The sequence below is a fragment of the Hyalangium ruber genome, assembly GCF_034259325.1.
Taxonomy (GTDB): domain Bacteria; phylum Myxococcota; class Myxococcia; order Myxococcales; family Myxococcaceae; genus Hyalangium_A; species Hyalangium_A rubrum.
The window spans coordinates 1-7,243 of sequence record NZ_JAXIVS010000036.1 but is presented as its reverse complement, the minus strand read 5'-3'; the positions used below and the strand labels follow the sequence as shown (position 1 = coordinate 7,243).

At 62.6% G+C, this 7,243-nt stretch carries 2 protein-coding genes; both read left to right on the top strand.

Annotation, left to right across the window (positions count from 1 at the left end):
- The first annotated feature begins 50 nt into the window (after positions 1-50).
- Positions 51-5,030, top strand: coding sequence for an Ig-like domain-containing protein (locus SYV04_RS43560; RefSeq protein ID WP_321552054.1), 4,980 nt, complete (start codon positions 51-53; stop codon positions 5,028-5,030).
- 390 nt (positions 5,031-5,420) lie between these two features.
- Positions 5,421-7,103 carry a serine/threonine protein kinase gene (locus SYV04_RS43555; RefSeq protein WP_321552053.1) on the top strand — a complete coding sequence of 561 codons (1,683 nt, stop codon included), beginning with the start codon at positions 5,421-5,423 and terminating at the stop codon, positions 7,101-7,103.
- The last annotated feature ends 140 nt before the right edge of the window (positions 7,104-7,243 follow it).

Sequence of the window (7,243 nt, the reverse complement as noted above, 5' to 3'; positions counted from 1 at the left end):
TTTCCTCCGACAGCGCCACGTTCGTGTTCAGCTCGAACGAGGCGCCGAATGTGAGTTACGAGTGCCAACTGGACGATGAGACAGCGTTCACGGCATGCCCGGCGCCTCCTGTATTCAACGAGCTGGGCGAGGGGCCGCATGTGCTGAAGGTGCGTGCCAAGGACCGGGCAGACAACATGGATGCCTCCCCAGCTGAGCACTCTTGGACCGTGGACACGTTGCCACCGAGCACGACCATCGAGGATGGGCCCGACACATACAGCTCTTCAGCGACAGCCACTTTCGAGTTCGACTCGGATGAGGCACCGAATGTGAGCTACGAGTGCCAGCTGGACGATGAGACAGCGTTCACGGCATGCCCGACGCCCCCTGTATTCAATGGACTGAGCGAGGGGCTACATATGCTGAAGGTGCGCGCCAAGGATCTGGCGGACAACGTGGATGCCTCTCCTGCTGAGTACCCGTGGACTGTAGATGCCTTGCCGCCGACCACCACCATCGATGATGGGCCCGAGATGTATAGCCCCTCGGCGACAGCCACCTTCGAGTTCAGCTCGGATGAGGCGCCGAATGTGAGCTACGAGTGCCAGCTAGACGATGAGACAGCGTTCACGGCTTGTCCGACTCCCCCCGTGTTCAACGCGCTGGACGAGGGGCCACACGTGCTGAAGGTTCGTGCCAAGGATCCAGAGGGCAATGAGGATGGCACTCCCGCCGAGCACCACTGGACTGTGGATACCGTGCTGCCAGATACATCCATCGCGGGGCCTCCCTCGTACGACTCGTCCACGAGCCCCATGTTCGTGTTCATGTCGAACGAAACGCCGAATGTGAGTTACGAATGCCAACTGGACGATGAGACAGCGTTCACGGAGTGCCCGACGCCTCCTGTGTTCAGCGGGCTGGGCGAGGGGCCGCATGTGCTGAAGGTTCGTGCCAAGGACCGGGCGGACAACGTGGATGCCTCCCCGGCTGAACACCCCTGGACCGTGGATACGGTGGCGCCGACCACCTCAGTGACAGGGCCTGTGGGGCACGTTTCCTCGACCAGCGCCAGCTTCGAGTTCGACTCGAACGAGGCGCCGAATGTGAGCTACGAGTGCCAGCTGGACGATGAGGCAGCGTTCACGGAGTGCCCGACGCCTCCTGTCTTCAGCGGGCTGGACGAGGGGGCGCATGTGCTGAAGGTGCGTGCCAAGGACCGGGCGAACAACGTGGATGCCTCCCCGGCTGAACACCCCTGGACCGTGGATACGGTGGCGCCAACCACCACCGTGACAGGGCCGGTGGAGCATGTTTCCTCGACCAGCGCCACTTTCGTGTTCAGCTCGAACGAGGCGCCGAATGTGAGCTACGAGTGCCAGCTGGACGATGAGACAGCGTTCACGGAGTGCCCGACGCCTCCTGTCTTCAGCGGGCTGGACGAGGGGGCGCATGTGCTGAAGGTGCGTGCCAAGGACCTGGCGAACAACGTGGATGCCTCCCCAGCTGAACACTCTTGGACCGTGGATACGGTGGCGCCAACCACCACCGTGACGGGGCCGGTGGGGCACGTTTCCTCGACCAGCGCCACCTTCGAGTTTGGCTCGGATGAGGCACCAAATGTGAGCTACGAGTGCCAGCTGGACGATGAGACAGCGTTCACGGCCTGTCCGACTCCCCCCGTGTTCAACGGTTTGAGCAATGGGCCGCATGTATTGAAAGTGCGTGCCAAGGATCTGGCGGACAACGTGGATGCCTCCCCGGATGACCACTCGTGGACCGTGGACACGTTGCCGCCGAGCACGACCATCGATGATGGGCCCGAGATGTATAGCCCCTCGGCGACAGCCACCTTCGAGTTCAGCTCGGATGAGGCACCGAATGTGAGCTACGAGTGCCAGCTGGACGATGAGACAGCGTTCACGGCCTGTCCGACCCCCCCCGTGTTCAACGGTTTGAGCAATGGGCCGCATGTACTGAAAGTGCGTGCCAAGGACAGGGCAGGCAATGTCGATGCCTCCCCGGATGACCACTCGTGGACCGTGGACATGGTGGCGCCAACCACCGCCATCGATGATGGGCCCGAGATGTATAGCCCCTCGGCGACGGCCACCTTCGAGTTCAGCTCGGAGGAGGCAGAAGTGACATACGAGTGCCGGCTGAACAGTACGGCCGAGCAGGACTTCGCGCCATGCCCGACGCCTTATACCCTCACAGTACCTGCGGATGGTGCTTACCTCTTGGAGGTACGTGCCAAGGATAGGGCAGACAATGTCGATGCTTCCCCGGCGAGACACAGCTGGAGCGTCGATACGATGAAGCCAGAAACCACGATCACTCCAGGCACTCCCGAGTGGACAAACTCCCCGAGCATCACGTTCTCGTTCAGCTCGAATGAGACAGGAGTGACATACGAGTGCCGGCTCAACAGTACCGTGGAGCAGGGCTTCGCTGTGTGCTCCACCCCCTACACCGTGACGGTGACTACCGATGGTGCCTATATCCTGGATGTGCGGGCGAGGGACCAGGCTGGTAACGCGGATGCCTCACCCGCGGATCGACGGTGGAACCTCGATCGTGTTTCGCCGGTGACGACCATTACCGGAGGACCCGAGGAGCCCACCAATTCAACGAGCGCGGCCTTCAGCTTCACTTCGAACGAGGTGGGGTCCACGTTCAAGTGTCGCCGCTCTGGAGAGACAGACTTCCAGCCATGCACGTCCCCTGTGACCTACCAGGACCTGCCCGATGGACCACACTGGTTCCAGGTCTTCGCGATCGATCGGGCGAACAATGCGGATGGCACCGTGGAGCGCCGAGACTGGTCCGTGGATACAGCGGCTCCGGAGACCCAGATTGATTCCACTCCTCCCGCGGATACCAACAGCACCACGGCTACGTTTCGTTTCTCCGTTGCAGGCAATACCGCGGAGCAGGTCACCTATGAGTGCAGGCTGGGTGACGGGGCTTGGGATGCTGTCTGCGTCAGCCCGAAGAGCTACAGCGGTCTCGGGCAAGGCCGTCATACCTTCCAGGTGCGCGCCAGGGATGCGGTGGGAAATGTGGATACGGACGGAGCCGGGTACTCCTGGAATGTGGACCTGGAAGCTCCGGCTCCCCCCTCGATCGAGGAGCCACTCGAGGGGAGCTACACCAACCTCTCGATCATCTCTGTCACGGGGCGCGCTGAAGCGCTCAGCAGTGTCTCCGTGTTCGTGAATGGCGTGTATCAGGGGCTTGCCAGTGTCTCCGGCGCGGGAACCTGGGAGCGCTCCGTCAATATCGGAGTCTTCGAGGACGGTCAGCTCACCCTTCACGCCGAGGCCAAGGATGCTGCTGACAACGTCAGTGGGGGCTCTGTCCTCAGGAAGTTCTTCATGGATAGGAGGCTTCCGCTCGTCAATATCGTGACGATGCCACCTCAGCTGGGAAAAGACAGGGATGTGCTGTTCAGGTTCGACTCCGATGAAGAGACGCAGCGCTACGAGTGCAGCAACGATGGCTCAAGGTTCTCGGAGTGTCCGAATCCCTACGAGATGCTCGGTCTTGCGGATCGCAGCTACAACCTCTACGTGCGTGCCGTGGACCTGGCAGGCAACGCGAGCAATCCTGCGAAGCGATACACCTGGATCATCGACACGAGGGCTCCAGCAGTGCAGGTGGTATCTCCTCACGCAGGAGCCCTGGTGAATGTAAGCAAACCTCGAGTTTCAGGAACGGGAGAGGCCTTTGCTACCGTCAATGTCTACATCCGCAGCGAGGAGGGCGAACAGTTCGTTGGGAGTACGTCCGTCGAACCGGGAGAGAATGCCTCTGCGCCTGGGGCGTGGGAACTCGAGAGTTCCGTACCATTTCCCAATGGCACGCATTATTTGAGTGTCGAGGCGCTCGATGCCGCAGGCAACCTCAGCCCTCGTACCGAAGACATCTCTTTTACGATCGATACGGAACCACCCGAGACGCAGATCCTCGAAGGGCCTGACGTCTCCCATGGGTCGAGGACTGTGGACTTCGTGGTCAAATCACCCAGTGGTGCCAGAGCGTTCGAATGCAGCCTCGATGAGACTCTATACGTCGATTGTCAGGCCATGATGGAGTGTGCCGAGGAGGATCCCAGTGATTGCACAGGCGCCGTGAGATTGAACCTCAAGACGGCAGGGACAAAAAGGGTAGAAGGTTGGCACGACCTGTTGATACGTGCGAGAGATCAAGCAGGGAATGTCGATCCCACTCCCGAACCCTACAGATGGGAAGTCGTCATCACACCGCCACCGGCACCGATCATCACGTCACCTCAGGAAGGGGCCGTGGTCGTGGGGCTCCTCACGATTCGTGGAACGGCCGCGAAAGAAGGCCAGGTAAGATTCTTCCTGGGCGAGCGAATTGACAGTTCTCTTCTTGGGAGCGCTCCTATCATCAGCGAGCAATGGGAGCTCACCAAGGAGCTTGCCGCGGGGACATACACGATCCTCGTAGATGCGACGGACAAGGCGGACAACACAGGGGACCCATCACAAGTCACCTTCAGCGTGGTGCCAGCCAAGCCCCAAGCGTCTGCCGTCGGTGGAGGGCTGGGGTGCGCGGCATCGGATGCACAGCCGTGGGTGGCGCTGGTCGGCTTGCTTGCAGGCGCGGGGTGGAACGCGCGCAGGCGCAAGATGCACTCCGCGTGTGCCGGCCACCGTGGCGGGCGGCACACGGGAGAGAATACGCCTGCGATGCTACGCGCCAATCGCGGCTTGCGGCGACTGCCCCAGAAGCTGGTCTTGCTTGCCCCACTTGACTCCCACCTGCGCCCTGTAGTCGGTGAAGAGGGCGCCGAGGATGGTACTGACGCCGCTCATGATGTGGATGATGGCGGCGACGGGTGCTCGGCGCGCGTAGCCGAACACGAAGGGCGCGGCGATGGCGCTGATGGCCCACACGTAGTCGAGGACCTCATGCACCTCGATGGGAATGGCCTTGCGCACGCTCAGCCGGTAGTCGGTCAGCAGAGACACTCCCGCGACCGAGAGGCCCAGAGCGATCCCCGCGGTGCATGCTGGTGACTTCGAACTCAGGCCCACCCCTGCCACCGTGAAGGCGTTGGCGTAGTCGAGCAGGGAGTGCATGTCCTGAGGGATGAGGCGCTTGAGCGGCAGCACGCCGAACAGCGGCTTCGAAGCGATTCCCGCCTCCGGACCTTTTGAAAGCGAGCGGCGCACGGTGCGCTGCAGGGAGGGAGGAAGAAGAGAGCGCGCATCTCGCGCGCTGGGAAGCTGTACGTCTGGCATGGACCACCTCCGTTGCGTGGGGCAAAGGTAGAAATGGCTCCTTCCCAAGGCCCGAGACAGCGGTAGCTCGCATGCCCAGCAGGCGGGCATGCAGGTCGCAATACCGGTCAGCGCCCGGAGGCCCTCCAGCCCGCGCTACCCGAATGAGGATTGGGAGGAGTCGCCGTGCAGGTCGGAAAGTATCAGCTGCTCCACAAACTCGCGACCGGCGGCATGGCCGAGGTGTACCTGGCCAGGTCCGCTGGCCCCTTGGGCTTCGAGAAGCTGTTGGTGCTCAAGCGCATCCTGCCGCACCTCGCTACCGAGCCCATGTTCGTGGAGATGTTCCTGACCGAGGCTCGGCTGGCTGCGCAGCTCAACCACCCCAACATCGTCCAGATCTTCGACTTCGGTGAAGCGCAGGGCACGTACTTCCTCGCCATGGAGTACATCGACGGCCCCAACCTCCGGGAGATCATCAAGCATGCCAGTGCGGTAGGCCTCGCGCTCCCTGTCGCGCTCTGCGCTCGCATCGTCGCTTCAGCATGTGAGGGGTTGGCCTTTGCTCATGGCTTTTGGGATCCCGTCCTGGGACAGCCCCTGAATATCATCCACCGTGACATCAGCCCCGACAACATCCTGTTGTCGCGGCAGGGCTCGGTGAAGGTGGTGGATTTTGGCATCGCCAAGGCCGCAGGGCTGAGCCCCCATACCCAGACCGGTGTGCTCAAAGGCAAGCTGGCGTACATGCCGCCCGAGCAGCTTCGCAATGAGCCGCTGGACTGTCGGGCGGATGTGTATGCCTTGGGCGTCGTCCTCTATGAGCTGCTCACGGGGTTCAAGCCCTTCACGAGCACCTCGGAGGCTGGCACGGTGCAGGCCATTCTCTTCGAGACGCATGTGCCCGTGGCACAGCGCCGGCAAGATGTGCCCGATGCGCTCCAGCGCATCCTGGGGCGCGCCCTCGCGAAGGAGCGCGAGCGGCGCTACCCGGACTGTGCTTCCTTCCAGGCGGAGCTGGAGGAGTTCATCCTGTCCACGGCCAAGCCCATGGGCACCGCGCAGATCGCGCAGATCGTTACGATGATGACGGCGGGGACTGAGAGCCCCGTGACACGCAGCCTGGCAAACAGTTCGTTGCGGAGCGGTCCCCTGCAGGGAATGTCTCCACAGCCTCCCCCAACGGTCGAGCCCGTGGTGGCGCTGCGACCCTTCGAGCGCAGGGATTCCTCGGAGGAGCTGACGTCCGCCGCCCGCCCATCGCGACTCATCCGCAAGGAAGCCAGTGGCCCCCCTGCGCCCGTCGCTTCTCACGCAGAGCCTCTGCCAGCGACTCCTGTCTCCAGCCCTCGGCGGTATTCCGAGAGAGGCACTGCCTGGGGGGGCCTGGCGGGGCTCGTGCTGCTCCTGGTCGGAGGTGGGTATCTCATCCAGAAGCCTCGGCTCCCGCCGCCAGAGCAGATGGAGGTCACCGTGAGTGCAGATGGTGGCGCGGGGGTCACCTCAGACTCGTCGTCGTCGGATGCCGCGAAGGACGCGGGTCCTGACAGTCCAGGCGACCTTCTGGCGGTTATGGACGCTGGCAGTACCGCACGCATCGTCGAGGTGGTTCGCCCTCCGCCGCCACCTCCACCGCCACCACCTCCTCCTCCAGGGCAGGGCATCCTCGACCTACGAGTCAAACCCAAGGCGGAGCTGTTCCTGAATAATTGGCAGATGGGCGAGACCCGGAGGAGGTCATTTCCGCTCGATCCGGGGCTCTACACCTTGAAACTCGTCAACGACAAGCTAGGCAAGGAGGTAGAGCGGCAGATCACCGTGACCGAAGGGAAGACCACTCGCGTCGAGGTCGATCTGTCGCAGGAGTAGACAGCCCTTAGGGCCACCCCTTTCAAGGTGTTGCGTAGTGGCTCTCTGAGAGGAGAGGGTCCGGGAGAGCAGCCGATAGCCGACTGAGGCGTGCCGAGCCAGGGCCGAGGCCATCTTCTCGGGAGGTGCTCCCGGAGGAA